Origin of the sequence: Streptomyces sp. NPDC001902 (assembly GCF_042891295.1) — a bacterium.
Classification (GTDB): domain Bacteria; phylum Actinomycetota; class Actinomycetes; order Streptomycetales; family Streptomycetaceae; genus Actinacidiphila.
This window is the reverse complement of sequence record NZ_JBIATA010000046.1, coordinates 22,628-47,602: the sequence shown is the minus strand read 5'-3', so window position 1 is coordinate 47,602 and position 24,975 is coordinate 22,628. Positions and strand designations below refer to the sequence as shown.

General features: G+C 69.8%; 21 protein-coding genes and 6 pseudogenes. 12 read left to right on the top strand and 15 right to left on the bottom strand.

All coding sequences use genetic code 11. The features are described from left to right. Positions 1-56: 56 nt before the first annotated feature. Positions 57-617 carry a hemerythrin domain-containing protein gene (locus ACFYYN_RS41885; RefSeq protein ID WP_500549976.1) on the top strand — a complete coding sequence of 187 codons (561 nt, stop codon included), beginning with the start codon at positions 57-59 and terminating at the stop codon, positions 615-617. A 378-nt stretch (positions 618-995) separates the two neighbouring features. Then, complete coding sequence (locus ACFYYN_RS41880; RefSeq protein WP_500549983.1) at positions 996-3,245, top strand: catalase; 2,250 nt, start codon at positions 996-998, stop codon at positions 3,243-3,245. 94 nt (positions 3,246-3,339) lie between these two features. Here the strand turns inward: ACFYYN_RS41880 and ACFYYN_RS41875 are convergent, their stop codons facing one another. The 5 genes and pseudogenes from ACFYYN_RS41875 to ACFYYN_RS41855 form a co-directional block, all read right to left on the bottom strand. Further along, a complete protein-coding gene (locus ACFYYN_RS41875) occupies positions 3,340-3,684 on the bottom strand; it encodes a DUF3140 domain-containing protein (RefSeq protein WP_500549975.1) in 345 nt (114 codons plus the stop codon). Beyond that, a pseudogene (locus ACFYYN_RS41870) lies at positions 3,612-3,818 on the bottom strand (hypervirulence associated TUDOR domain-containing protein); the annotation flags it as partial. The pseudogene ACFYYN_RS41870 and the gene ACFYYN_RS41875, both read right to left, overlap by 73 nt. Before the next feature lie 280 nt (positions 3,819-4,098). Beyond that, positions 4,099-4,389, bottom strand: a pseudogene (locus ACFYYN_RS41865) (uracil-DNA glycosylase family protein); the annotation flags it as partial. A gap of 66 nt (positions 4,390-4,455) precedes the next feature. Further along, on the bottom strand, positions 4,456-4,746 hold the full coding sequence (locus ACFYYN_RS41860; RefSeq protein WP_500549974.1) for a hypothetical protein: 291 nt from the start codon (positions 4,744-4,746) through the stop codon (positions 4,456-4,458). Between the two features lie 123 nt (positions 4,747-4,869). Next, the gene (locus ACFYYN_RS41855) at positions 4,870-5,070 is read right to left on the bottom strand and encodes a hypothetical protein (RefSeq protein ID WP_499516492.1); all 201 of its coding nucleotides are present in this window, start codon (positions 5,068-5,070) and stop codon (positions 4,870-4,872) included. 969 nt (positions 5,071-6,039) lie between these two features. On the opposite strand from ACFYYN_RS41855, the pseudogene ACFYYN_RS41850 reads away from it, so the two are divergent. Then, positions 6,040-6,200, top strand: a pseudogene (locus ACFYYN_RS41850) (IS256 family transposase); the annotation flags it as partial. Positions 6,201-6,330: 130 nt separating this feature from the next. Continuing rightward, a complete protein-coding gene (locus ACFYYN_RS41845) occupies positions 6,331-6,642 on the top strand; it encodes a hypothetical protein (RefSeq protein ID WP_500549973.1) in 312 nt (103 codons plus the stop codon). Positions 6,643-6,974: 332 nt separating this feature from the next. Here the strand turns inward: ACFYYN_RS41845 and ACFYYN_RS41840 are convergent, their stop codons facing one another. After that, on the bottom strand, positions 6,975-7,595 hold the full coding sequence (locus ACFYYN_RS41840) for a TetR/AcrR family transcriptional regulator (RefSeq protein WP_500359969.1): 621 nt from the start codon (positions 7,593-7,595) through the stop codon (positions 6,975-6,977). A 100-nt stretch (positions 7,596-7,695) separates the two neighbouring features. Between ACFYYN_RS41840 and ACFYYN_RS41835 the strand changes: the two genes are divergently transcribed. Further along, entirely contained in the window at positions 7,696-8,865 is a 1,170-nt protein-coding gene (locus ACFYYN_RS41835) for an alpha/beta hydrolase family protein (protein WP_500549972.1), read from the top strand. A 168-nt stretch (positions 8,866-9,033) separates the two neighbouring features. On the opposite strand, the gene ACFYYN_RS41830 is transcribed toward ACFYYN_RS41835, so the two are convergent. Beyond that, positions 9,034-9,762 carry an SDR family oxidoreductase gene (locus ACFYYN_RS41830; RefSeq protein WP_500549971.1) on the bottom strand — a complete coding sequence of 243 codons (729 nt, stop codon included), beginning with the start codon at positions 9,760-9,762 and terminating at the stop codon, positions 9,034-9,036. 76 nt (positions 9,763-9,838) lie between these two features. Between ACFYYN_RS41830 and ACFYYN_RS41825 the strand changes: the two genes are divergently transcribed. Further along, positions 9,839-10,216 carry a MerR family transcriptional regulator gene (locus ACFYYN_RS41825; RefSeq protein ID WP_499516444.1) on the top strand — a complete coding sequence of 126 codons (378 nt, stop codon included), beginning with the start codon at positions 9,839-9,841 and terminating at the stop codon, positions 10,214-10,216. Between the two features lie 22 nt (positions 10,217-10,238). Here ACFYYN_RS41825 and ACFYYN_RS41820 read toward each other — a convergent pair. Continuing rightward, positions 10,239-10,511, bottom strand: a pseudogene (locus ACFYYN_RS41820) (transposase); the annotation flags it as partial. Positions 10,512-10,741: 230 nt separating this feature from the next. Then, positions 10,742-11,623 (bottom strand): NmrA family NAD(P)-binding protein, encoded by an 882-nt coding sequence (locus ACFYYN_RS41815; RefSeq protein ID WP_500549970.1) that lies wholly within the window; start codon positions 11,621-11,623, stop codon positions 10,742-10,744. Between the two features lie 124 nt (positions 11,624-11,747). Here ACFYYN_RS41815 and ACFYYN_RS41810 point away from each other — a divergent pair, with 124 nt between their 5' ends. Further along, complete coding sequence (locus ACFYYN_RS41810; protein ID WP_500549969.1) at positions 11,748-12,650, top strand: LysR family transcriptional regulator; 903 nt, start codon at positions 11,748-11,750, stop codon at positions 12,648-12,650. 25 nt (positions 12,651-12,675) lie between these two features. Here the strand turns inward: ACFYYN_RS41810 and ACFYYN_RS41805 are convergent. Then, positions 12,676-12,846 (bottom strand): annotated as a pseudogene (locus tag ACFYYN_RS41805) (transposase); the annotation flags it as partial. Between the two features lie 468 nt (positions 12,847-13,314). On the opposite strand from ACFYYN_RS41805, the gene ACFYYN_RS41800 reads away from it, so the two are divergent. Then, positions 13,315-13,689 (top strand): cupin domain-containing protein, encoded by a 375-nt coding sequence (locus ACFYYN_RS41800; RefSeq protein WP_500549982.1) that lies wholly within the window; start codon positions 13,315-13,317, stop codon positions 13,687-13,689. Between the two features lie 801 nt (positions 13,690-14,490). After that, a complete protein-coding gene (locus tag ACFYYN_RS41795; protein ID WP_500549968.1) occupies positions 14,491-15,720 on the top strand; it encodes a serine/threonine-protein kinase in 1,230 nt (409 codons plus the stop codon). A 119-nt stretch (positions 15,721-15,839) separates the two neighbouring features. Here the strand turns inward: ACFYYN_RS41795 and ACFYYN_RS41790 are convergent. The 3 genes and pseudogenes from ACFYYN_RS41790 to ACFYYN_RS41780 all read right to left on the bottom strand — a co-directional run. Next, positions 15,840-16,074 (bottom strand): annotated as a pseudogene (locus tag ACFYYN_RS41790) (IS110 family transposase); the annotation flags it as partial. A gap of 238 nt (positions 16,075-16,312) precedes the next feature. Continuing rightward, entirely contained in the window at positions 16,313-16,687 is a 375-nt protein-coding gene (locus ACFYYN_RS41785) for a fic family toxin-antitoxin system, toxin component (RefSeq protein WP_499516440.1), read from the bottom strand. Next, positions 16,684-16,929, bottom strand: a complete 246-nt coding sequence (locus ACFYYN_RS41780) for a plasmid mobilization protein (protein WP_499516439.1) — start codon at positions 16,927-16,929, stop codon at positions 16,684-16,686. The genes ACFYYN_RS41785 and ACFYYN_RS41780 overlap by 4 nt, the downstream gene beginning before the upstream one ends. Before the next feature lie 603 nt (positions 16,930-17,532). On the opposite strand from ACFYYN_RS41780, the gene ACFYYN_RS41775 reads away from it, so the two are divergent. From ACFYYN_RS41775 to ACFYYN_RS41765, 3 genes are all read left to right on the top strand, one after another. Continuing rightward, positions 17,533-18,069 (top strand): GNAT family N-acetyltransferase, encoded by a 537-nt coding sequence (locus ACFYYN_RS41775; RefSeq protein ID WP_500549967.1) that lies wholly within the window; start codon positions 17,533-17,535, stop codon positions 18,067-18,069. Positions 18,070-18,872: 803 nt separating this feature from the next. Continuing rightward, entirely contained in the window at positions 18,873-19,241 is a 369-nt protein-coding gene (locus ACFYYN_RS41770; protein ID WP_500549966.1) for a DoxX family protein, read from the top strand. Between the two features lie 511 nt (positions 19,242-19,752). Further along, complete coding sequence (locus ACFYYN_RS41765; RefSeq protein ID WP_500549965.1) at positions 19,753-20,577, top strand: enoyl-CoA hydratase/isomerase family protein; 825 nt, start codon at positions 19,753-19,755, stop codon at positions 20,575-20,577. A gap of 1,363 nt (positions 20,578-21,940) precedes the next feature. Here the strand turns inward: ACFYYN_RS41765 and ACFYYN_RS41760 are convergent. Both ACFYYN_RS41760 and ACFYYN_RS41755 read right to left on the bottom strand, forming a co-directional pair. Then, entirely contained in the window at positions 21,941-23,203 is a 1,263-nt protein-coding gene (locus ACFYYN_RS41760; RefSeq protein ID WP_500549964.1) for a hypothetical protein, read from the bottom strand. Beyond that, complete coding sequence (locus tag ACFYYN_RS41755; RefSeq protein ID WP_500549963.1) at positions 23,196-24,734, bottom strand: alkaline phosphatase D family protein; 1,539 nt, start codon at positions 24,732-24,734, stop codon at positions 23,196-23,198. The genes ACFYYN_RS41760 and ACFYYN_RS41755 overlap by 8 nt, the downstream gene beginning before the upstream one ends. Positions 24,735-24,975: the final 241 nt, after the last annotated feature.

Here is a 24,975-nt window from a genome sequence, read left to right as displayed (position 1 = left end):
GGGAAGCTGCCTCCAAGAGGAAGTCGACCGGACACCTACCTGGAAGGGAGTCACTGATGGGTCACGGCGGAAATGTCATCGCAGAGCTCACGGCCGACCACCGCGAGGTGGAGGAGTACCTCGCCCGTCTGGGGGCCCTGCCCGCGGGCGACAAGGAACGCCGGAAGGTGCTCGACGAGGTCACCATCGAGCTGGTACGGCACTCGGTGGCCGAGGAGATGTACCTGTACCCGGCCGTCCGCAAGCACCTGCCCGGCGGGAACGCCCTGGCCGACAAGGAGATCCAGGAACACGCCGAGGTCGAACAGGTCCTCAAGGACCTGGAGGACGTCGACATCGACGACCCCCGCTTCGACCGGATGGTGCAGAAGCTGGTCACCGACGTCACCGAGCACGTCCGGGAGGAGGAGCAGCAACTCTTCCCGAGTCTGGCGCAGGCCTGCACGCCCGAGCAGCTCAACGAGCTCGGCGACCAGGTCCGCCGGGCCAAGAAGGTCGCCCCGACCCGCCCGCACCCCAGCGCCCCGGACACCCCGCCCGGCAACAAGCTCCTGGCACCGGGGACCGGGCTGGTGGACCGGGCACGCGACTTCATCACCGGCCGCGGCCGCTCCTGACATGCGTAGGCCGTTCCGGCGGTCGCCCGCCGGAACGGCCCACTGGTCTGTCGCTTCCCGCAGTCGTTCGATGGCGGCCCGATGGCCCCTGCGACAGCCACGGGGAATCGGAGCGCGGTGATCGCTAGCTCCCATGATTGGCGTCGTCCTGCGGAGGGGGCAAGGCCTTGCATCACGCCCACCCGCCGAACCCGCACCACCTGCGCAGCCTGCACCCGGGGGGACATCCGCCGCGAACGGCGGATGTCCCACGCGGCGCCGTTTGTCCGCGAGCGGCACCGGTTACCCGCAGGCGACAGGGTTTCCGAGGACGAGCAGGAGAGCTCCATGGCCAACGAGCCGGGCCCGGTGAAGAAGATCGTCGACAAGGTCATGGACATGGGCGCGGAGCTCACCCCCGCGGGACGGGCGGACATCCCCGGCGTGCCCGCGAGCATGCCCCCCACGGTGGAGGAACCGGTCGAGCCGCACGCACCGCTGCCCGCCAAGCCCGACCAGGGCGTTCCCACACCGCTCAGCGCGACGGGCCGCACGGACGGCCCGTCCAAGACGGTCCGGGCGCAGGACGGCCCCTTCCTCACCAACGCGCAGGGCGCACGCCTGCCCGACACCGATCACTCGCTCAAGGCCGGACCGCGCGGTCCGGTGCTGTTGCAGGACCACCACCTGCGCGAGAAGGTCATGCACTTCGACCACGAGCGGATCCCGGAGCGCGTGGTGCATGCCCGGGGCGCTGCGGCGCACGGTGTCTTCCGCGGCTACGGCACGGCCGCCGAGGTCTGCAAGGCGGCCTTCCTCGCCAAGGACGTCGACACGCCGGTCTTCGTGCGGTTCTCCACCGTCCTGGGCTCGCGCGGTTCGGCCGACACCGTCCGCGACACCCGTGGGTTCGCCACCAAGTTCTACACGTCCGAGGGCGTCTTCGACCTGGTCGGCAACAACATCCCGGTGTTCTTCATCCAGGACGCGATCAAGTTCCCGGACGTCATCCACGCCGGCAAACCGCATCCGGACCGGGAGATCCCGCAGGCGCAGAGCGCCCACGACACCTTCTGGGACTTCGTGTCCCTGCACACCGAGGCCACGCACCACACCATGTGGAACATGTCCGACCGCGGCATCCCGCGCTCCTTCCGCACCATGGAGGGATTCGGCGTCCACACCTTCCGCCTGGTCAGCGCCACCGGCGCCACCACCCTGGTGAAGTTCCACTGGAAGCCGAAGGCCGGCGTGCACTCTTTGGTGTGGGAGGAGGCGCAGATGATCAGCGGCATGGACCCGGACTTCCATCGCCGCGACCTGGCCGACGCCATCGAGGCGGGTGCCCACCCCCAGTGGGAGCTGGGCATCCAGACCTTCCCCGACACGCCGGAGCAGACCTTCCAGGGGATCGACCTGCTGGACCCGACGAAGATCGTCCCCGAGGAACTGGCGCCGGTGCAGCCCGTCGGGCTGCTCACCCTGAACGCCAACCCCACCAACTTCTTCGCCGAGACCGAACAGGTCGCCTTCCACGTCGGCCACCTGGTGCCCGGCATCGACATCACCGACGACGCCCTGCTGGCCGGACGCCTCTTCTCCTACCTCGACACCCAGATCACCCGGCTGGGCGGCCCCAACTTCCCTCAGATCCCGATCAACCGGCCCCACGCCCCGGTCAACGACATGCTGCGGGACGGGTTCCACCAGGACGCGGTGCACACCGGCGTGGCTCCGTACAAGCCCAACTCCCTGGACGGCGGCTGCCCGTTCTTCGCCGGCGCCGAGGACCACGCCTACATCGAGCACCCCACCCCGATGGCCGCCGCCGCGAAGGTACGGGAGGCACCGGCCTCGTTCGACGACCACTTCAGCCAGCCCCGCCTGTTCTGGCTCAGCATGAGCCCGGCCGAACGGGAACACATCGTCGCCGCCTACACCTTCGAGCTCAGTAAGTGCTACGAGCAGGCCATCAAGGAACGCACCCTGATGGTCCTGGCCAACATCGACCCCTACCTCTGCCGACAGGTCGCCCAGGGCCTGGGCCTGCCCGCTCCGGAGGGCTCCGAGCCGCTCGCCGACGTACAGCCCAGTCCCGCGCTGTCGCAGATCGGCCGCACCTGGCCGACCGCCGGGCGCGTCATCGGCATCGTCACCGACGGCACCGGCGACCTGGGCGCCGTGGACGTCGTCCGACGCTCCGTGCTGGCAGGCGGCATGGTCCCGCTGATCATCGGGCCCACCGGCGGCACTCTCACAGGTGAGGGCGCCGATCCCGTGACCGTGCAGCGCAGCTTCGCCACCGCGCGCTCCGTGGAATTCGACGCCTTGCTGCTCGCCGGGCCCCCGGGACCGGCCGCCGACGCCCACGGTGGGCGCGACGCCAAAGCCGGCGCCCCGGCTCTCGCCGCCACGCCCGTGGACCCGCGCATCGTGCTGATGCTCCAGGAGGCGTACCGCCACGCGAAGCCCATCGGGGGCTGGGACGACCCGGGCCCCGCCCTGCAGGCGGCCGGCATCGCCGCCGATGCACTCGGCGTCGTCACCGGCTCCGACGGCGAGGCCGTACTGCGCGAGGTCACCGCACTGCTGGGGGCCCACCGCGTATGGGACCGGTTCCCGGCCCCGGCAGAGAACGGCGTGGTCTGAGCGGTCGCGAACAGCCGTGGCGACGTCTCTCTCAGTCTCTCTCAGACGGCTCCGTCCCGGCTGAGGGAGGCGCGTCGCCGACTCGGCGTCCCGGTCACTTCAGTGGATCGTGGCCCCAGTTCAGCAGGGAGTAGCGCCACCGCGTGTCGGTGACGTCGCCGCCGGGGCGCTGCTTGAGGTGACGGTGGACATAGCCGACGACCTTGCGCATGTGCGCCAGGTCGTCGTCGCTGAGGGCGCCCTTGTCGGTGCGCAGGAGGGTGACGATGCGCCGACCGGAGGCGTGGCCCACGCTCTCGCCACCGTCGCTTTGGCCGACGCTCTTCGACTCCTCGGTGTCGAGCCACTTCTCGAGCTGGGCTGCCGTCATGTTGACCGCTTCTTCGAAGGCGTCCACGGCGTCGTTCCGGTCGCCCCGGCTCTGGAGCTTCCCGGCCATGTGTCACCCCTCCTTGCCCAGGACCCGGGCTTGTGCACCGCGGAGCGCCCGGTCTTGTCGCTCTCCACCTCGTACGGCGGTTCCTCGCTCGAGGCGTCGACGGTGCGGCCCGGCGCCCGGGTTCGTCTGGTGATCTACACCGGCAGTGCCCTTCTCGAGTGCCCTCGCCCCGTACGGGTGCTGCAGGCCCACGCCCCACGGCAATGGGCTGGTTCCCGCCACACCACCACGGACGGAAACCAGCTCATCGGGGTTGAGGGCCGCGAGAGGCCAGCGGCCCTCAGACGGTGCTCTCACTGGTAACAGCGTGCGCCCAGCACGGCGATCTGGCATCTCGCACCCCAGCGGAACGAGGCATGGTCAGTGCGTCTGCTGAGCCTGTGCCCGGGACCCGCCCCAGGAAACGGAATCGGATCATCCGAGGGCGTCGGCCACCGCGCGCAGGTCCGCCACCAGTCCGGCGTACGTCTCCTCGCGGTTCTCGCCGGCGCGCAGTACGGCGGAGGGGTGGACGGTGGCGAGGACGTGCGCCCCGTCGAGGGGCACGCCCGGCGTCAGGAGCTTCCCGCGCTGCCGGGTGACCCGGAACTCCGGGCCCATCAGGGCCTTGGCGGCGGTCGCGCCGAGGGCGACCACGATGCGCGGGGCGATCCGCTCCAGCTCGGCCTCCAGCCAGGGCTTGCACGCTGCGACCTCGCGGAGCGTGGGCTGCTTGGGGGTCTACGGGCTACGCTCCGCGCGGGCGGGGATCATGAGGTTCCAGCCGTGCGGTTACCCGAATATCACTATGACGCCGTTGCCGTAGCCGGGTCCGTAGCCATAGCCGTAGCCGGGTCCGTACCCGAATCCGGGTCCGTAGCCATAGCCGCCGTATCCGTATCCGCCGTAGCCGCAGCCGTAACCCCAGCAGCCACCGTGGTCGACGACGGACTGGTGGGTGGCAGTGGCGGTGGCGGTCTGCTGTGGCGCGGCAGCGGCCGTGCCGACCCCGACGAGCGCCAGGATAGGTGCCGCGAGGGCGGCGGCTGCGACCCGGCGGGCGGTGATGCTGTTGATGCGCATGGTCGTTCCTAAGGGTGGCGGTCCTGCCGCGGCAGGCGGGTCAGCGTTTGACGGGACCGCTTCTGAGGCCCGCCTTGACCGCTTGTCTTGGCCCCGCACGGCCAGGCGGGCGCATCGGCTGTCTTATGGGCTGCGCTCCGCGCGGGCGGGCATCAGCAGGTTCCAGCCGACTCCGGAGCAGTTTTCCGGTACCGGCGGGAAGGTGTGGCCCTGCACGTTTGTGCTGGTGATGGTGAAGCGGTGGCCCTGACCGCAGGTGCATTCGTAGATGCCGCTGGCGGGGACCTTCTCGCCGGGGCGGTGCATGCGGGTCGTCTCGTCCATGTGACCTCCTCGCCGGCCGGGGCCTGAGTGGAGCAGGCCCCGGCCTGCAAGGCGTGACCGCCGAGAGGGGGGAGCCTCTCGGGGAACCGCCCGAACGGGGGGCGAAACGGGCGGCTCCGGCTGGTCGCCTTACCTCGCAGACCTCTACGAAACCCCAGCAGCGCCTGCACCCTCATCTGCTATCGCAGACTCACCAAATGAGACGACTCTAAAGCTGGTGAAGCCAGGCTGTGACCAGCAGTACCGTCAGTACCCCCAGTGCCCCGGCCAGCAGGACCGGCCACCACGGAACTCGTTCACCGGAGGCACTCCGGTCAAGCGCCCGGTCGGCAACCGTGACACCGCGCAGTGCACCGAGCGCGACCAGCACCACCGGAATCGCGAGAGCTGCATGCGCTGCCCAAGCCCCCACTAGCGTGGGTCCACCCCACGAGTGCTGGTAATCATGGTCATCGATGAGGGGGTATAACAGCCCGTTTCCCGTTGCCTGGCCGGCCAACAACGCCACCGCCGCACCGAACAGTCCAAGTACCACACCGCAGCCCCCGCGCAGGATGAGTAGCCCCCGATGCGTCCTGAGGCCCAGGACGAGTCTTGCCAGGGCAACCGGGAGCAGCACCGACCCCTTCGCCGCATCACGCCACACCGAGGCTCCTACGAGACTGGTCACCAAGGGGAGTCGATCGAGAAGAAGCGCCGTGGGACGCTGATTGTCTGCCATACCAACAAGGGAACCAACCAATGAACGTCGTCTCCATGGTGGTAGCCCGAGTGGAGGAACTCAGGGCTTCCCCCCTTCCGGTGCTTCGTTCGGCCGCTACTCACACGCCGCAACCAGCCCTGCAGAGTACCCGGCCGACAGCGCGTCTTGGCTCGCACCCTGCTCGGCCCGCTGCCCGCTCGGCTGCCCAAGCCGCCGCCTGGGGACTGTAAAAAAGCCGTGTAACTCCCGATCAAGGAAGAACACTGATGAGCGACGTGACTGCCTCTGTCGAGGCGGTGAAGAGGTCCGCCCGGTCGAGCGGTCGGCGGATCTGCTGAACGATCAGTTGATCGGGCAGCTGGTCGATCGGGCCCGCGCGAGCGGCCTCCAGTTGACCGGTGAGGGCGGCCTCTTGCAGCAGCTGACCTGCAGTACTGGGAGCTGTCCGGCCGATCATGTGACTACTTGATGTCCGGGTCGTTGATGGACATCGGGCGGGGCGATCTGACAGACGCAGAGTGGGAACGGCTGTCGAAGCGAGCGTCGCTGGAGTACCAGTGGGAGCTGTCCGTCGCGCCCGGCTGGAAGGCGGGCGGCTGGCCGGCGGAGTTCACCTTCCGGGACCCGGCGATGAGCTGTGCTGCGGCGAGTGCGGCGGCCCGGTGGAGGCGCTGCTGACGGTCGACGGCGGCGAGCGCGGTTCGGGTGGCGGAAGCTGGACCGCGGTGGAGCTCCGAGAACTTGTCGAGGCGGACCCGGGCGCGTATCTGCTCGCTTACGAGCCCACACAGATCCAGATTGGGCGCGGCTGCGCCCTCCAGTTCTACTACTGCCTGGCCGACCCGAGGCACCGGCCACGCATGCAGTAATCGGGGCCCCACCGTCTCGCATCGGCTCGAGGCAGGGCGCGAGGAGAACCGGGCCCGCGCGCCCAGCTTGCTGAACGCGTCCAGCTTCTCGCCCGCCCGGCCTCTGCACCGCATCGCGCAGTCGTCGCGCAGGTTCCGGGAAGCTGGAGACCTTTGTCGCCGATGACGTGCGGGGGCCGGTTCCGAGGCTGCCCGGGTCCGATCCGTACCACGTGGAGGGGCCGGCATGACGGCGGTGAACCGTGTGCAGACGCTGCGGTGGTGAGCAGATCGCTCACCACCAGCCCCGCACGTGGAACAGCCTGGCGCCCGTCGCCGGACCGCCCTGACGGTCAGGGCCGGCGGACGGCCGCCTTCAGGGCTGCGAGGGTGGCGGCTGTCAGTGTTTCGAGGTAGTCGTCGTCGCTGTGCTCGTCGATGAGCACCATGCGGAAGACGAGAGGCGCGATGAGCAGGTCGGTGGCGAGTTCCATGTCCAGCGTGGGCGGGAGTTCGCCGTGGTCGATCGCGTCTTGCAGGATCGCGCGTGCCGCGAGCCTCCGCGGCGCGGCCACTTCCGTGTGAAGCATGGTCGCCAGGGTGCTGTCGCGGCGGGATTCGGCGAGCAGTTCGGCCCCGATCAGGGCGAGCAGCGGATTGGCCAGTTGGCTGCGGTAAGCCGCGAGCAGTTCGCGCAGGTCGGTGTGCAGGTCGCCGGTAGCCGGAGTGCGGGGGAGCGTTTCGGTGACCTTGCTGCGGATCAACTCTGTGATCATTGCCTGCTTCGAGGGCCAGCGTCGGTAGAGCGCGGCCTTGCCCACACCGGCACGCCGGGCCACCGCCACCATCGACAACCGTGCATACCCGGCATCGGCGAGTTCGCCGAAGGCCGCTTCGGTGATCGCCTCGGTCACCCGCTCGCGCAGGACCGCCCCGCCGGACACCGGCCGGCCCTTCTTCTGCTGCACTGCCACGCACACGAGCATAGCGAACGGAACGGCACCGTTCCATGTGCTATGGTCGGAGATAAACGGAACGGTGCTGTTCCGTTCCCTCAGTGGAAGGGAGCCGGAGATGAAGTTCCTCTACGACGACGAGTCGTTTTCCTTCGAGGCGCTGCGGGCCGCAGGGTATGCCGCCTACGGCGGCGCCGACCTGGGTGAGGTGCTGGTCACCTGCCGGGAGATTCCCGAGGGAGACGAGGAAGCCTGGTCGGCCCGGTGGGGCGCGACGGCGGCGCGTGTCGAGCGCATCGGCCGGGACGCGCTGGCCGCCGGTCACCGGGTCAGCGCCCGCGAAGCCCTGCTGCGCGCGTCCAACTACTACCGGGCCGCTGACTTCTACCGTCGCGAGGATCCCGCGGCCGACGCCGAGTCGGCGCGGCTGGCCAAAGCATCGCAGCAGACGTTCGCCGACGCGGCCGCCCTGCTCGACACCCCGGCACGCGCCGTGCGCATCCCCTACGAGGACACCACGCTGCCCGGCTATCTGTTCTTCGCCGACGACTCGGGGACTGCGCGTCCGACGGTGGTCTACCACGGCGGGTACGACTCCACCCTGGAGGAGAACTACCTGGCGCTGGCCGCGGGCGCACTGCGCCGCGGCTACAACGTCCTCACCTTCGACGGCCCCGGCCAGGGCAGCACCGTCCGCGACCAGGGCCTGCACTTCAGGCCCGACTGGGAGGCCGTGGTCACCCCGGCCGTCGACTTCGCGCTCACCGTGCCCGAGCTGGACCCCGACAAGCTCGTACTGGTCGGCACGAGCCTCGGCGGCTACCTCGCCGCCCGGGCCGCCGCCTTCGAGCACCGCATCGCAGCGTGCGTGCTGCACGACGGGGTCTGCGACTTCCACACCGTCGTCAAGACCCTGGCCGCCCGCGCCGCCGAGACGCCCGGCGGCATCGAGGCAATGATGGCGCGGGACACCCAGGTCCGCTGGGTGGTGCGCAACGGCCGCTGGACCTTGGGTGTGTCCGGTTTCGACGAGCTCGTCAAGACGACCGAGCCGTACACCATGGCCGGCATCGCCGACCGCATCACCTGCCCGACACTCGTCCTCGACGCCGAGAACGACCAGTTCTTCAAAGGCCAGCCCCAGCGCCTGGTCGACGAGATGACCTGCCAGAAGGAACTGATCCTCTTCCGCGAGGACGAAGGCGCAGGCGAACACTGCCACGAAGGCGCCATCTCCCTCTTCCACCAGCGCACCTTCGACTGGCTCGACACCCTGCTCGCCCACTGACCCCGGAGTGCGGGCCGCAGATCAGGTCGAGTGCTGCCGGAGCGGCTGCGGATCGCCGCTCCGGCAGGCGGGCACCGAGCACTGCCGAACCCGGAACGTTCAGTTGGAGGAGTTCGAGAGGCCGATCGAGAAGCAGCCGACCGAGGTCCGTGCGGTCCGAGGGGACCCTCAGGCCGCCATCAGGGCCGCCAGGGCGCGGTCCATTGCGGCGTTGAACTCCTCGGGCGTCAGGGGCAGACGGGACTTGACGTCCCGACTCCACTGGTCGGCGAGGACCTCGGCGGAGCCCGCCTCGACTCCGTCGAGCGCCGCGTCGGCCAGGTCCGACGGCGCGATCTTGTCCACGGGCCAGCCCGCGGCCATGTCGGTGTCGGCCAAGCCGAGGTGTACCGCTGTGACGAGCGTGCCCTGCTCGGCGAGCTCCAGGCGGACGCCGTTGGTCATGGCCCAGGCGGCGGCCTTGGTCAGGTGGTAGGCATTGGCGCCCTTGCCCCCGAACCACGACATGGCGGAGAGGACGTTGACGATCGCGCCCCCGCCGTTCCCGGCGAGCGCCGGCGCGAACTCCCGGATCATTCCCAGGTGGCCGAACATGTTGGTCTCGAGCTCGTGCCGCACCGCGTCCAACGAACCGGTCACCAGGTCGGTCCCCGTGGAGATTCCCGCGTTGTTGATGAGCAGCGAGACGTCTGGGGCGGCCTCGGCGGCGGCCCTCACGGATGCGGGATCGGCGATGTCAAGGGTCAGCACCTCGACCCCGGACAGGTCCACGGTCTCCGGTCGGCGGGCCGTCGCGTAGACCTTGCGGGCGCCGCGTTCGAGCAGGCGCTGGGCGAAGGCGCGGCCCAGGCCGCGGTTGGCTCCGGTGACAAGGGCGACGGAGTTGTTGATATCCATGTCCGGTACGCTAAAACCTGACGTTGACGTCAGAGGCAAGTGCTGGTCGTCAGGGCCAGGGGTGAGAGGAATCACCATGACCGTTACAGCGGCCGCGGCCGAGCGGTTGATCCGCATCGGCGAGGTGGCACGGGGGGCCGGCGTCTCGGTACGCGCCGTGCGCTACTACGAGCAGCAGGGGCTGCTCATCGCGGAGCGTAGCCCGTCCGGTCAGCGCCTGTACCGGCAGGACGCCATCCTCCTGGTCCGCTTCTTCCAGCAGATGTTCGCCGCCGGCCTGACCAGCCGAAGGATCAGCGAACTCCTTCCGTGCTGGGTCTCCGGGCACACCGACGCCGAGCAACGAGCCATGCTGCGCGCCGAGCGTGAGCGCATCCAGGGCAAGATCGACGACCTGCAGGCCGCCCTGGACCGCCTCGACGAGGTCATCGCGATCACGGACACGCACCCGTAGGCACGGTCGGCCAGACGTCTCACCAGCGACTACGGTAACTGCCGCTGCGGAGCTTGGGGATGGCCAGCTCGACCGTGCCGACCCTGGTGTCCCACTCGCGCGGGCGATACCCGTTGCGGTGGTTGACGCGTTCGTCACGGACCTGCCCGCATCACGCATTGCACAGGGCATCGGCCTCCGCGGACATCAGCGCGTCGGCGAACGTCTTGACCATCGCGCGCAGCAGATCGGGACTCGCCGCTGCGCGGTTCTCCTCGGTCAGGGCGTGCAGGGGCAGACTCTCCGGTGCGGTCATCGTGCTGATCTCCTTCGAAACTTAGACATCTCGAAGATCAGCCGGTGGCCATCTCTATATCCGGACCCTCACCTAGATGCCGGGGCAAACACCCGGATCAGGTAGGAACCCGTACACCCCTTCCAGGGACCCAACCTTTCGAAGGGCGGCATCGCCCGATGCTGAAGTTCGGGGCCGCTTCCTTCGGTGCTGGATTGGGCGGCTGTGCCGGGCACCGACCGGCGCGCTGATCAGGACTGGACGGACGGCTTCAAGATGCCCTGGCACCACTGGCGGAAATCGGTGGCGGTGGCGGAGGCGGGGTCGCAGGGTTCGGCGTCGTAGATTCCGTTGTTCTGCGCGTTGACCATGTCGGCCATGTCCTGGGCCAGCGCCGGGCTCGCGCCGTACTGCACCATGCGGGCCTGAAAGTCCGCGAGCGGGACCTGCTGGTAGCGCACCGTGCGGCCCAAGGTCTCGGAGATGATCTCGGCCATGGCGGCGGGGGTCAGGCTGTCGGGGCTGACCAGTGGAACGCGGGCCTGTCCGCTCCAGGCGGTGTCCAGCAGGAGCGCTGCCGCCGTGGCAGCCACGTCCCGGGTGGCGACGGTCAACAGCGGCTGGTCCGCGGCGTTCGCCATGGAGAACACCCCCTGCTCTGTGATCGTCTGGGCCTGACGGAGCAGGTTCTCCATGAAGAACGGCAGTGCCAGGGCCCGGTACTGCACGCCGGTGCTCGCGATCAGCTCGTCCATGTCGAGCGCGGCCGACAGGAGTCCGGCTTCGTCCTGGTAGCCGTGGCCCAGGGAGGTGACGTGCACCATCCGTACGTTCCGGCTCGCGGCCTCCTGGGCTACTGGCCGAGCGAAGTCCAGGTAGTAGCGCCTGGCGGGGCCGGCGTCACGGAAACCGGCCGGGGGCACGAGCCAGAACAGCCGCTCAGCGCCCTGCAGTGCCTTCGCGATCGTGTCCGCGTCGGCGTGGGAGCCCTCCACCACGTCAACCTGCATGCGCACGTGCTCCGGGAGGCGGGAGGGGTCGCGGACGATCACCCGGACCGGCTCACCGCTGTCCAGGACGCGGTCCAGGACCTGTCGGCCGATGTCACCGGTCGGCGTAGTAATGACGATCATGAATTGCCTCCATGCGTGGTGGTCGACGGCGAACCCCAAGGGCGCCGGGCAGGTGCTCTCGAGTGAACCCGGCGCAACGTTGCAGGTGAAGGACCAACCTGGTCGCGATTGATACCCTGGGGATATGAATGATCTGGAGGTACGGCAGCTCCGGTACTTCGTCGCGGTCGCGGAGGAACTGCACTTCGGGCGCGCCGCCGCCCGGCTGGGCATGGCGCAGCCCCCGCTGTCCCGCACGATCCGGGACCTGGAACAGCAGCTCGATGTGACGCTGTTCGAGCGGACCACCCGGCATGTGAAGCTCACTGTCGCCGGGGAGGTTCTGCTGCGCGACGCCAGAACCGCCCTGGAGGCGATCACCGCCGCCGCTCACCGTGCTCGGCACGCAGGCAGTACCTCGCCCCGGCTGCGCATCGCACTCAAGGCCGACATCGACGGTGGCCTGCTGCCACAGATCCTGGACGCCTACAGCACCGACCCCGCCGCCCTGCCCCCCGAACTGATCCTCGGAGGGTTCGGCGATCAGCCCAAGGCACTGCGCGATGGCCTGGCCGACGTGGCACTCGTGCTCTGCCCCATGGACGACCGCGGGCTGGACAGCGAGCCGCTGATCACCGAGCCGGTCCTGGTCGCCATGGCCGCCACCGACCCGCTGGCCGCCAAGACCCAGCTGTGCCTGGCGGACCTGGCCGGCCGGAAACTCCCCAGCGGTGCGCCAGCCGAGGCCGGCCGCGCCGAGCCGCGCCAGCCCGGGGCGACAAGGCCGGCCTCCAACTTGTCGGAGATCTTCAACCTCGTCGAAACGGGCAGCATCGTGTTCTTCGCACCTGCCTCGGTCGCCCAACGCAACCCGCGACCTGGGGTCGCCTACCGGCCGGTCAGCGACCTACCGAACTGCACACTGGCCATCGCGTGGCCCCAGGACGCCCGCTCCCCGGCCGTTGCCGCCCTCGTACGCGTCGCATGCACGATCGCAGCCACCCAGCGCGCACAAGCCGAGCCCCAGATGCAGAGCACGACCGCCTGAGGTCCACCGCCACTAAGACCGTGTCCTATGTGGTGAGGCGGACGAGCCGTTTGTAGCAGCACAGGGCAGCGGCGAGGCCGAGAAAGGCCAGGTAGTTGCGGGGATCGCGTTCGTATCGGTGGTTGAGTCGGCGGTAGCCGGTGAGCCAGGACATGGTGCGCTCAATGACCCACCTGCGGCGGCCGAGTCGATGGCTGAATCAGGCAGGCCTCCTCCCGTTGCCGGGCGTCCCTGCGCTTCGTGACGGCGATGACCGGTGACGGACGGCGATCGGACCGGCCCAGGATGGCGGGTACGGCGTTGGGCAGGGCACTGTCGTCACTGTAAGGCGCCCACCGATAACACGGTGCGATGGGTCCTGATGCCGCCATCGCCGGATTGTGGCGGCCGCCCCCAGGAGGCAGGGTGGTCTCGGGACAGGCGCACGGCGTCTCACGGATGCGGCCCCGTCCTCATCGTGAAGCACGAGGTGTGAGCCCGGAACCCGGCGAGGTCGCTCGCCGCCGAACGGGTGGCTCAGTAGTACACAGGCCCGGAAGGCGTGGCCGACGCAAGATCGTCCACTCCGGGCGGGCTTACGGAGGTGTCGTACATGTCAGAGGAGAACCCGGTACACGCGCCCGCTGCCGAGAGGCACGAGGTCTCGCTGCCACCCGAAGTCAAGATGCTCCAGGAAGTCACTCCGCCCTTCTTCCCCGAAGGCGGTTCGGGAATGACCATCCTCGTCGAATGGCCTCCCGGCCACCCCGGGCTCCCTCCGCACCGCCACTCGGGGCCGTCATTCGGCTACGTGATGGAGGGCGCGATCCGGTTCGAACTCGAGGGTGAGCCGGAGCGTGTGATCGAGGCCGGCGGGACGTTCTGGGAGCCAGGTGGTGATGTGATCCACTACCAGGACGGTAACGCCTTGGCGGACGCACCGACCAAATTCGTAGTGATCATGGTGTGCGCGCCGGGTCAGCCGATGCTCACGCTGGTCGACGAAGAGGAGCTGAAGGGACGGGCACATCTGCGGGCTCCGCGCCCTTCCGCGGACTGACCCGCGAGGCGACAAATCTCAAGGCGCCCGCGAAGTGGTGCGTGGCGGCCGCTTCGGTCACCCGGCGGACGTCGGTCGGGTGACCGTGCCTGGCGGGGCAACGGAGTGCCGCCACGCCACTCGAGTGTTTCCTCCTGTCGGGATCGGTCACTCAGGAGCCGACCTTCCTTCATGGATGTCGCGGCCGCGGGCTTCGACATCCCTACCCGAAGGTGCCCGGCGGCCTGTGTCCTCGCGCCACCGTCTCCGCTCGTCGAGGAGCGCGAACGCCATGCCGGAAAAGGGTTCCCACGGCATACGGAAGGTGACTTCCTTGGGCTGGACGGTCACGGTTCCCCCAGTGGCCGGCCGGAACATCCCCGTGAGCGCCGACACGGCGGACACCGATTCCGGAGCGTTCCCGCGCACAGGAAGGCGCTCCATGATGCCGGCGCGCCGCGGGCTTCGGGAGAACAACCTGTCAGCGCGCGACGGTCTCCCCGGCAGGGCGCCCCTACCGGCGCCCACGCGGATCGTCCCGCAGGGCGGTCCGCACAACGCCTCCGGGCCGACCGTGGGTGTTCGGATGTGTCCTTCGGGCCGGCCTTCCCTCACCTGCGGATCGTCGGCGTGAAAACGGTTCGGCGCAGATGCGGGAGTCCTCCACGTGCGTGTGGCGGGCGCATCCGTCAGCCCATGCCTGCTCCGCCGCGAACGCCGCTTTGCATGCCCACCCGGGTGGCAGGCAGGGGCGGTCGGCGCACTCGCGCCGGGTTTGTACGCTGGATGGCGCCGCGCCGCAGATGCTACTCATGGGTAGGTGTGGCGCGGGACTGTTGTCGTGGGTCAAGGAACGGTGCGGGCGTGCTGGTGGCGGGGCGGTATCGGCTGGAGGAGTCACTGGGGCGCGGGGGCATGGGAGAGGTATGGCGGGCCGCCGATCAGGTACTCGGAAGAGCGGTGGCGGTGAAACTGATGCTCGGCGACGCTGATGCCGAGGCCGCCGGTCGGTTCCGCCTGGAAGCCCGGACAGCGGCCCGTCTCAACCATCCCCACGTCGTCAGCGTGTACGACTTCGGCTCGCATGACGGCCAGTTGTACCTCGTGATGGAGCTCGTCAACGGGCGCAGCCTTGCTCAAGAACTCGCTGCGCATAGCCCGGTGGACTCCGTGCGGGCGTCGGACATAGGTGCTCAGGCTGCGGCGGGGCTGGCTGCGGCGCACCGGCAGGCCGTCATCCACCGCGACATCAAACCGGCCAATGTGATGGTGACCGTTGACGGCACCGTGAAGATCGCCGACTTCGGGATCGCCCGCTTCGCCGACGAGGCGTCCCGGGCGCTCACCGCCACCGGCCGGGTGATGGGCTCGAGCGGCTATCTGGCCCCCGAGCGGGCGCTGGGTCGCCCGGCCGAACCCGCCTCGGACGTCTATGCCCTCGGCTGCGTCCTGTACGAGCTGGCAACCGGCCGGCCCCCGTTCGTCGGCGAGACCCCGCTGGAGGTGATCCACCAGCACGTCGACGCGGCGCCGGTACCCGTCAGGCAGCTCAACCCGGCGGTGTCGGGCGCGCTGGCGGACTACATCCTGTCCCTCCTGGCCAAGGACCCGGGCCAGCGTCCCACCGCCGACCAGATAGCCGACTGGCTTGCCGCCTCGGCAGGCCAGCACCCCGAGCGGCGGTCAGCGACGCCGGCCGGCATCGAGCCGACACCCACGGCGACCCTCCCCGACGCGGCCGCGTCCCGCCTGTACGGGCGAGGTGCCGCGCAGCCGCGGCGCACTCGCATCCTGGTCGGTGTCGCCGGACTTGCCGTGTTCGGGGCTGCGGCCGCCGTCGGTGCGGCCTGGAGCTCCGACGACGACGGCGCTTCGTCACCCGGGCCGGCGTCGTCTCCTTCCCCTGCTGTCACTGTGCCCCCCGTACCCTCCGCCGAAGTCTCACCGCCGGCCGGCGGCACGTCGCCGACCTCCCGGACTCCGCCAGGCCCTCGCGGCAAGGGTGAGGAGCACAAAGGCAAGGACCGCAAGAAGCACGGTCACGACGACTGACGGGCGCGACGCCACTCCCCAAGTGCCCTTGGCGCGGTGCACTGATGCCTCGGCTTGACGGAGTGACGTTGGGCGTCGAGGGTCAGGCCCGTGCCGGGCGTGAAGGCGCCCAGGGTGCCGGGCCGGTACAACAGAAGCAGGGCACGGATGCGGTGGGAGGTGCGCGGGTCGCGTCGGCCACCAGGGCCTGGTCGAAACCGGCCAGGACGGTCAGCTCGGCAGGGCCCTCGTCGGTCAGCGCCCCAGCGAGCGCCGGGTGTGTGTGCGGCATGACGCGTGCGAAATCCCGATGACGGCGGCATCACCGGCATCCGCCGGGCCCGGTGAGACCCCCTGCCTCATTCCGAGACCGGGACCCGGCCCACCACCCCGGCGGCACCCCGCACGACCTCAACCCCACCACACCACACCTTTCGCCGACGACCTCCTGGTCACTTCCGCCGACACGCGGTAAGCGCTGCGGCCGGCCCCTGAGGGTCCGCTCACGTAGTGGGACAGCACAATCGGTGGGGCACCGGGTGCACTACGACGTCACCACCGGCACCCGGCCCACACAGGGCCGGGGTCCTCCGACGCCTGCGAGCGCGACCGCCTACGCCGCCACCCATCCCCGGATGGCCTCTGCGACCGCCCGCACGTCCAACGCGTCCCGGTCGATCCGCGTCGCGAGTTCCGCCGCTTCCTTCGCGCCCACGGTCACGATGGCCCCGCTCGCCGTCAGGTAGGCCGCCGCCACCACCGCCCCGAACAACTCGTTGGCGTACTCCAGCGCCGGTACCCGGATGAGCTGGTGCATCAACGCGGCCGCTCGGTGGTGCACCTCCGTGTAGACGGGGGTGCCCATCACCTTGTCCGCGTGGCGCGCCACAGCGGCCGCCATCGACCCGAAGTCGGTGATGTCGGGGTCACCGGGCATGTTGCGGTGCGCGAGGTCCAGCAGCCACGCCCGGTCAATGTGGACGATCACGCAGCGGCCCCGGCGCTGCCATCGGCCCTGGGGTGCCCGAACTGCTCGGCGAAGGTGTCGCCCCAGGCGTCCGCGAAGTGAGCGCCCGCGCCGAGGAACCGGTGCCGCAGGTCGTTCGCCTCGTCCGCGAGGACCTGACGCGCGTAGTCGGGCACGCTCATACCCGCCGCTTTGGCCCGCGCCTCGATCCCGGCGGCCGTCGCCTCGTCCACCCGTACGTTGATCTGCTTCTGACTGCTCATGCCCTTCATGGTAGCGCCCCGTACGAGCCGCTACACCGGTCTTCGGGGGCGCGCCGTGGCACCACGCCCCGCGCGAGTCCACCTGATCGATGCTGCCGTCGGCCCCTGTCGCGCCACGCCCCGACTGGGCACGGGCGTGTCAGCTCGTCGGCGCGCTCCCCTCGGACGTCACCTCGCCGTTGCCCTCGGGCAGCCTGGCCCCGCGGCACCCGTGCCCGGCTCTCGTTCGGGTGATCTGTCGGCACACTGGGGCGACTGGACAGGGCCCTTTGACGGAGGGCGGGGTTCGCGGCACATGAGGCACAGGGTGCCGGCCCTGCGCCGCCGACGCCGGACAGGCAGGGCGGGCTTCTTCGCGCTTGGGCACACCAGAGACGATCAGCCGAGGGGACCGCGGGCACGGTCGCCGCAGTGGCCCACCGGAACACGGCGCGACCGGGTTCTCTCGTGACCGTCATGGCACCGCCTTTCCGATCGCCATCTCCGGACCGGCCACACCGACCTCGGCCGCGAGGGGGCCCGTGCCCTGCGGCCGGTCATCGGGGAGGGATCAGGTGGGGAAACGTGGTTGATCGGCTGGCGCCCCTGGTATAGCAATGCCCCGTGATACGTGGCGAAAGGATCGGGCTGCGTGCCCGGCACGAGAACGACGTCCCAGTCCTCCACTCCGAGCTGTACGACGACGTGCCCACGCGGTCACGCGCCGACTCCCGCCCGTGGCGACCCATCCCACCGGGTCTGGGCCACTCGCCCTTCGCCGTGACCGGGCCATCGGACGAGGCGGCGTGCTTCTCCGTCGTCGAGCTGGAGTCGCATGAGCTGGCCGGCGAGGCCCTCCTCTGGGGCATCGACACGCACAACCGGACGGCTCACGTCGGGATCGCCCTGCGCCCCGCGTTCCGCGGTCGCGGGCTCGGCGTGGATGCCCTGCGCGCACTGTGCGAGTACGGATTCGCCGTACGCGGACTACAACGCCTGCAGATCGAGACCCTCACGGACAACGGCCCCATGCTCGCGGCGGCAAGCAGGGTCGGGTTCACCCGGGAGGGAACACTGCGGCGCTCCGCATGGGTGTACGGCACATACGCCGACGAAGCCGTCCTCGGCCTCCTCGCGAACGATTGGACACCCCGGGGCTGAACAGCAGCACGAGCGGCAGGGGGGAACGTTGACGAAGCCCTGCCCACACGCCCGGTCAGGGCCAAGTGGCTCGTGAAAGCCCTCGTGAAGTAGCCGTCCAGGTCCCGACTGCCTCCCGGACCCGCGCGTATCGGCCGGCTCGCCGTGGCGCCGGCCAGCCGGACAACTCATCTGCCCCAACGCCGCCACTACGGTGGCCGGCGGTGCCCAGCATGTCCTTGCGACGGTTCAGGCCCCAGGAGCCGGTCCACCATGCCGCATAGCGACTGCATGCCCTTGACGCACCACGGGGCGGCGAAGCCTGACCAGCAGAGACAAGCGCCGACCGCGACGGGGGGACACGGTCGGCACCTGCTGCCACAGCATAACTCCTTGACGCGTCAATGATGCCACGCGCACCAAGGACGACGATCCCGAGCGTGAAGCCAACCTCGCTTCGCGATGACCCATGAACACCCAAAGTTGCTTGACGTGTCAAGTAATGCTTTCATGGCGCACGAAGGGTTCGACCCCCGAAGTGTGTCGCTCTGCCACCCGCCCGAGGTTGAAGAGTCCGGGCGCGGCGTCAACAGCCCGGCCGGTCACGCCGAACCCGGGCCGGGCAGGACCGAACGCCTCCGGATGACTCGCTCCCCATCGTCGATCGCCGAAAGGCGCAGGAGGGCGGGTTCAACGGAGTCGCTACCGCCAGGCCTGCCTCGCCGACGAGTGAAGGCCACTCGCCGGCCGAGCCAAAACTCACCGGGGCGCATCGCGAGGACTCTTCGCGCCAACCCACTGCTCTTCTTCGACTAGGAACCATCGTGTACATAGCCGCTGTCATCCTCAGCATCCTGCTCGCCCTCGTCTTCCTCGCCGCCGGCGCTCCCAAGGTGCAACTCAAGGGCGCCGTCCCGGACGGCCTCATCCAGAAGGGGCTCAGCTCCGGCCTGGTCCGCTTCGTGGGACTCACCGAGGTTGCCGCGGCCGCCGGGCTGGGTGTCGGCATCTGGTGGCAGCCGCTGGGCATAGCAGCCGCGGCCGGCACGGTGGTGGTACTCGTCGGCGCAATCTGCTTCCACGTCAAGAAGGGCGAGTACAGCGACAGCGCCACCCGCAATGCCGCAATCACCCCCATCGCGCTGCTCCCCGTGGCCGCGGCCGCGGCCATCACGCTGGCCGCGTCCCTGTAGGAGCCCGCCCGGCCGCGCCGCGAGCTTTTCGGCCGCGGTAGTCGCCGCGACGGCTCCCCTCCCCGCCCTTGCCGTGGACGTCGACGGGAGGCGGTAGGGCCGCCTCAGGCGCGGTCGCCGTCCGCGCAGGCCGGCCGTTCTCGCGGCACCCGAGGTCGCCGGTCGGATGCACACCCGACCCCGGGCACCTCACCGCGGCGCACGGTCATGACTCGCATGCCATCCGGATCACCTTCCGTGCCAGGCCAGGTCTCCGAATCACCTCGGGGACCTGGTCTTCCGGCCGCTCTCGACCCACCGCCACAGCGCCGCCCGGCCCGACCTGTGCCGGGCTCGCGGCGAACCCCGGGGCGCTTCGCCGATCCGCGAGTGTGACCGCGGTCTCTTCGCAAGCCGCCGTAGCCCCCTTACCCTTGCTATAGAAATTAAAGTCAGAAGCTACGACCGGCACGAACCCCACAGGACCGTGCCTCGACCTCCGACACCATCAGCAAGGAACGGGTACGAGTTCATGAGCGCACATCAGCAGTTCCAGGTCCAGGAAGTCAGCCCGTCCTACTGGAGGGTGACCTTCTCCAACGGTGCGATCAACCTGATCGACCCCGACACCATCGAGCAGCTCGCGGAACTGATCACCCGCATCGAACAGGCTCCCGACCTCACCGCCGTCGTCTTCCGCAGCGCGAACCCCGACTTCTTCATGGCGCATTGGGACATGCTGGCCGACCGCTCCCGCGTGGCCGCGATGAAGCCGGCCCCCTCCGGTCTCCACCCCTTCGCCGACAACCTCCACCGGCTGGCCATGGTGCCCGCCGTCACCATCAGCGAGATCGACGGACGCGCCCGCGGCGCAGGCAGCGAGTTCGTCCTGGCCACCGACATCCGCTTCGCCGGGCCGGGCGCCATACTCGGTCAGTTCGAGGTCGGTATCGGGTCGGTCCCGGGAGGCAACCCCAGCGGCCGTCTGCCGCGCATCCTGGGCCGGGGCCGCGCCCTGGAGATCCTCCTGGGCGCCGACGACTTCCCCGCCGATCTGGCAGCGGCATACGGCTACGTCAACCGCGTCGTGCCGCAGGACGATCTGGACCGGTTCGTCGACGCCTTCGCCCGCCGGGTCGCCGGGTTCGACAAGGTGGCCGTACAGGAGACCAAGGCACTTGTCGACGCAGTCACCGAGCCGCCGGCACAGGAGGCCGGCGCGGCCCTGGCGGCCTTCTTCCGGACCTCCGGCAGGCCCGAGAACGCCCACCGCATCAAGCGCCTCTTCGACGGCGGCCTCCAGCAGCCTGACGGCGTCGAACTCGACCTCGGCCGAGAAGTAGGTCTCCCCTCCTGACCCGCCCGCGAGCACTCCCAGGCAAGCCCCGGCCCCAGCATCGAGCTCATCCCCCGAGGCGCCTGGCCACCCCTCCCCCAGGATCGGTGGACGACGCCCGGACCTGACTTTACTTCCTATATTCATAGCTGCTAGCCTGCGATGGCGCGCGCGGAACAGGCCACGCCTATAGATGACCGGTCACTTTGTTCCCTAGTGGCCTGGTCGAAGCCGTCACCCCTTGCGGCTACTGGCGGCCTGTTCCGCCGCTCGGCAAAGCCGCCGGCGCCGACAGATCCCGGGACGGCGGAAGACGGCGGGATTCCACGAGCCCAGCGGGCCGAGCCCCACTTCCGAAAAGCCGAGAACATCACGGGCTGCCCGCCAACTCGACCCACCAGCGACAACGGGGTGGCACACGGCCTACGGCCGTAGCCGAGGGAGCGGTCGCACGGTGACGCCGGAGGCGAGCACCGGGACGGGCTCCTCGTGGCCGAGGGCATTGCGCAGAAGCCGCACAGTCGCGGTGGCCGGGTCGGAAGCGCACCACCAGTTCCCGTCGTCGGCTCCTACGGCCACAAAGGCGACCTCCACCCACATCGCGGCCCGGCCACAACGCAACTGACGCCGTGTGCCACCACGCCGGGCACACCAACCGGACATCCGGGACCGGCCGGCACTGTCCACCCGCCGGCCCCGACCCGCCAACCAGACCAGCACAGCCGCCAGGACGAACCAGCCCGACTCCTGACAGGACACCGAGACCAGCAGCCGCAACCTCACGCCACAGACCGCCGGCGCGCCGCCTCACCCGAGCTGACGCACACCACGACAACGCCCACCACACCCCTGACGACCGACAAGGAAGCCCACGACCCAGGCCCGCCGCACCCACGCCACACCGCAAGGCTGAGCACAGCAGCACGGGGGGCAGCGGCACAGGCGCCGGCCAACCCCACGGCACCGCAGACCCCCGGCAAATCCAGCCGCCAGCACACCGCCCACAACACGCAAGCCCGAACAGCAACAAGCCGCCCCAGCAGCACCCCACAAGCGCCCCAGACCACCAAAACGCATCCCGGTACCCCTCACTCCCCCGGTTGAAGGGCGTCTCGCGGCAATCGCTCGGAGCCTCGGACTACGCCTCGATCCAGTCCGGATTTCAGACCGTCCTCTGCGCGTTCACGCGGGCCTGGAACCGAACGCTTGGCGATGGGGCCGCGGCGACTCCTGAAGCCCCGACGGGCACAGCCGGTTCCGGGCCGCTCCGCGGAGGTGATCCGGCAGCGGTGCCGCAGGGCCGCGTTCTTGCGCGGTTCCGGAACCGACTGCCGGATCTCCCCACCCGGGGTGGCCCGGTGGACGTCCGCGGATCGAACGGACGTCACCAGTCCGAGTTGGTCGCCCCCAGACTCAGCAGGACCTGGTCGAAGGTGTTGCCGTCGTTGTCATCGGTGTACGACATGGAGAGTGTGCCGAACGGGGAGGAAGCCAGCGAGAGCTGCTCCTGCCGACCGGTCGTGACCTGGCTGACGGACTGGGCCGGCAACCGGCCGGTGAAGGTACCGTCGGGGTTGAGGCCCCGGGCCCAGACCGCCGGCTCGGTGCCGGCGACGCTCCAGCCGACCACGGCGTCGCGCTGGTCGTCGATGCCGACGGTGGGGTTGCCCGCTCCGGCTCCGCTGGAGACCTCGACCTCGGCCGAGCCGGCGGTACCGGTCGCGGTGAACGATCGGGCCCAGACGCCACGGGTCCCGGTGTGATCGGATTCCCACGCCACGGCGAAGTCGCCGTTGAAGTCGGCAGCCACGGCCGGGCGCTGCTGCTGCCCGTCGCCGAGGCTGTTGGCACTGCGGCGGCTGAGCGTGACCGCCCCGTTCGCCTTGGCCAGCTTCAGCAGACCGATCTGGTAGACGCCGTCGTTGTCGGTGTCCTCGTCCCAGACGACGACGGCGTCGCCCGAGGCGGAGGTCGCGACGTCCGGGTTGTGGTGCGCGCCGCCGGCCGCGTTGACCGTCACCTCGTAGGCCTTGGTGGTGGTCCCGGTGAACCCGGCTGCCTTCACCGTCGCCGCCGCTGTGCCCTGGACGTCCTCCCACACCACGGAGAACGCGACCGCCGTGCTGCTGTTGGGCGCGCCGTCCGGATCGACCGCGACGCGCGGATGGATCTGCTGGCCGTCGGCGCTCGCGTTCGCCTGGCCGGAGCCGAGGAGCGCGCCGGCCGGGGAGAGCACACGGTAGGTGATGTTGTAGAACCCGTTGCCGTCCGGGTCCTCCGCCCACACGACGACGGCGTTGCCCCGGTCGTCGAGTCCCACGTCGGGTTGGAGATGCCGCCAGGCCACGCCCGCGGTCCCGCCGGCCGAGAGCTTCTTCTCGTAGGCCGAGGCGCCGTTGCGGTACATCCGCACCCACACGTCGCTGTGGGCGTTGTCGCCCGGGCTGGTCGAGTCGCGGTCGTCCTCCCACACCACCGCGACGTCGCCGAGGCGGTCGGCCGCGAGCGAGGCGGTGTCCTGGTCACCGGCGGAGTCGCTGTTCGCGGTCGTCCAGGACGAGGGACCCGCCGCCGAGGCCGGGGCGACCATGGCGAGGACGGCGACCAGGCCGGCTACGGCTGCGCCGATTACGGAGAGCTTACGCATCGGCCAACCCCGGCTTTCCGTCGTGGATGACAAAGGCCCGGGCGGTGGTCGCCGACGCGCCGTGTTCGGTCACCGTCGCCACCGACCGGAAGTCGGCTGTGAGCTGCGACGGCGTGATGCGCGTGCGGACGTAGCCGCGCCGTTCGGAGTAGAAGCGCAGATGCGGGTTGAGCGATCCGTTGGGGATCGTCGTGGTGGCGCTTCCGTTGCCGGTGCTGGTGATGGAGGTGCAGACGAGCTCGGAGCCGATCGTCGCCGACGACGGATTGGCGTAGTCGGCCTTGAGGTCGTTGGCCCATGCCGTGTGCACGTCACCGGTGAGGACGACCGGGTTGCGCACGCCGCGGTCGATGATGCCCTGCTGGATCCGCGCCCGGCTGGCCCGGTACCCGTCCCAGGCATCCATGTTCATCGCACCCGCCGAGTTGACGTTGCGGGCGAAGAAGACCTGCTGGCCTATGAGGTCCCAGGTGCTCAGGTGCTGGCCGAGTCCGTCGAGCAACCATGCCTCCTGGTTCGCGCCGGTGATCGAACGGGCCGGCAGGTCGGCGTCGGCGCAGACCTTCATCCCGTCGCCGCAGGCCTGGTCGTCGCGGAACTGGCGGGTGTCGAGCATGTGGAATGTGGCGAGGGTGCCCCAGCGGACCCGGCGGTAGAGCTGGATGGTGTTGCCGGAGGGCGCCGCGGCGGCCCGCAGCGGCATGTTCTCGAAGTAGGCCTGGTACGCGGCGGTGCGACGCGCGGTCCACTGGGCCGCCGTCAGCACCGGACTGCTGTCGGCGCGGACCATGTTGGCGTAGTTGTTCTCCACCTCGTGGTCGTCCGGCACGACCAGCCACGGCGCGATCGCGTGCGCGGCCTGCAGGTCGGGGTCGCTGCGGTAGAGCGCGTAGCGGCGGCGGTAGTCGGCCAGCGACACGATCTCGCTGCCGAGGTGCTGACGCACGGCGCCGGCGGTGGCGCCACTCTCGTAGATGTAGTCGCCCAGGTGCAGGATCAGGTCGGGGCGGTCGTCGGCCATGCGTCGGTAGGCGGTGTAGTAGCCCTGCTCGTAGTGGGCGCACGAGGCAAAGGCCATCGTGAAGTCTCGCCCGACCGTGTTCGGAGCCGGCGCGGTGCGGGTCCGGCCCACCGGGGAGATGAATCCCTGCGCCCGGAACCGGTAGTAGTACTCCGAGTCCGGGGCGAGTCCACCGGCCAGCACGTGCACCGCATGGGCCTGTGCGTAGCGCGCGGTGAACGTGCCGGAGCTGATGAGGGTGGTGAAGTTCTGGTTGGCCGACACCTGCCAGTCGACGGCGACGTCGGCGTTGGGCATGCCGCCCTGACCGTCCGCGTTGGTCGGTGTGGGAGCCAGACGCGTCCAGAGAACCACGCTGTTGTCGTCCGGTTCGCCGGAGGCGACACCGAGCGTGAAGGGGAAGGGGGTAGAGGCGGCGGCTGGCTGGGCCATCGCCCCGAGCTGGAGCGCTGCGACGCTCGCGGTGGTGAGCCCGCCTAGGATGAAGATGCGGCGACTGAGGTTGCTCATGGCCGCAGATGCTCGCGAACGCAGGTGAACTTCCCGCCCTGCGATGAGGACGGTCAAGTGACATGAGCGAAGCGCGAGTTGGGGGGCTTTTATACGGCTATCGCGGGTGCCGGAGCTGGAACTCAGCCCCTGACCAGCCGTTGCGGTTCAGCCGCACTGTTCACATCCTCGGCGTCCGTTAACCACCCGTCCAATGACGGCGCTGACACGCAACCCGTCCTTCATCTGCTGACATGCCTCG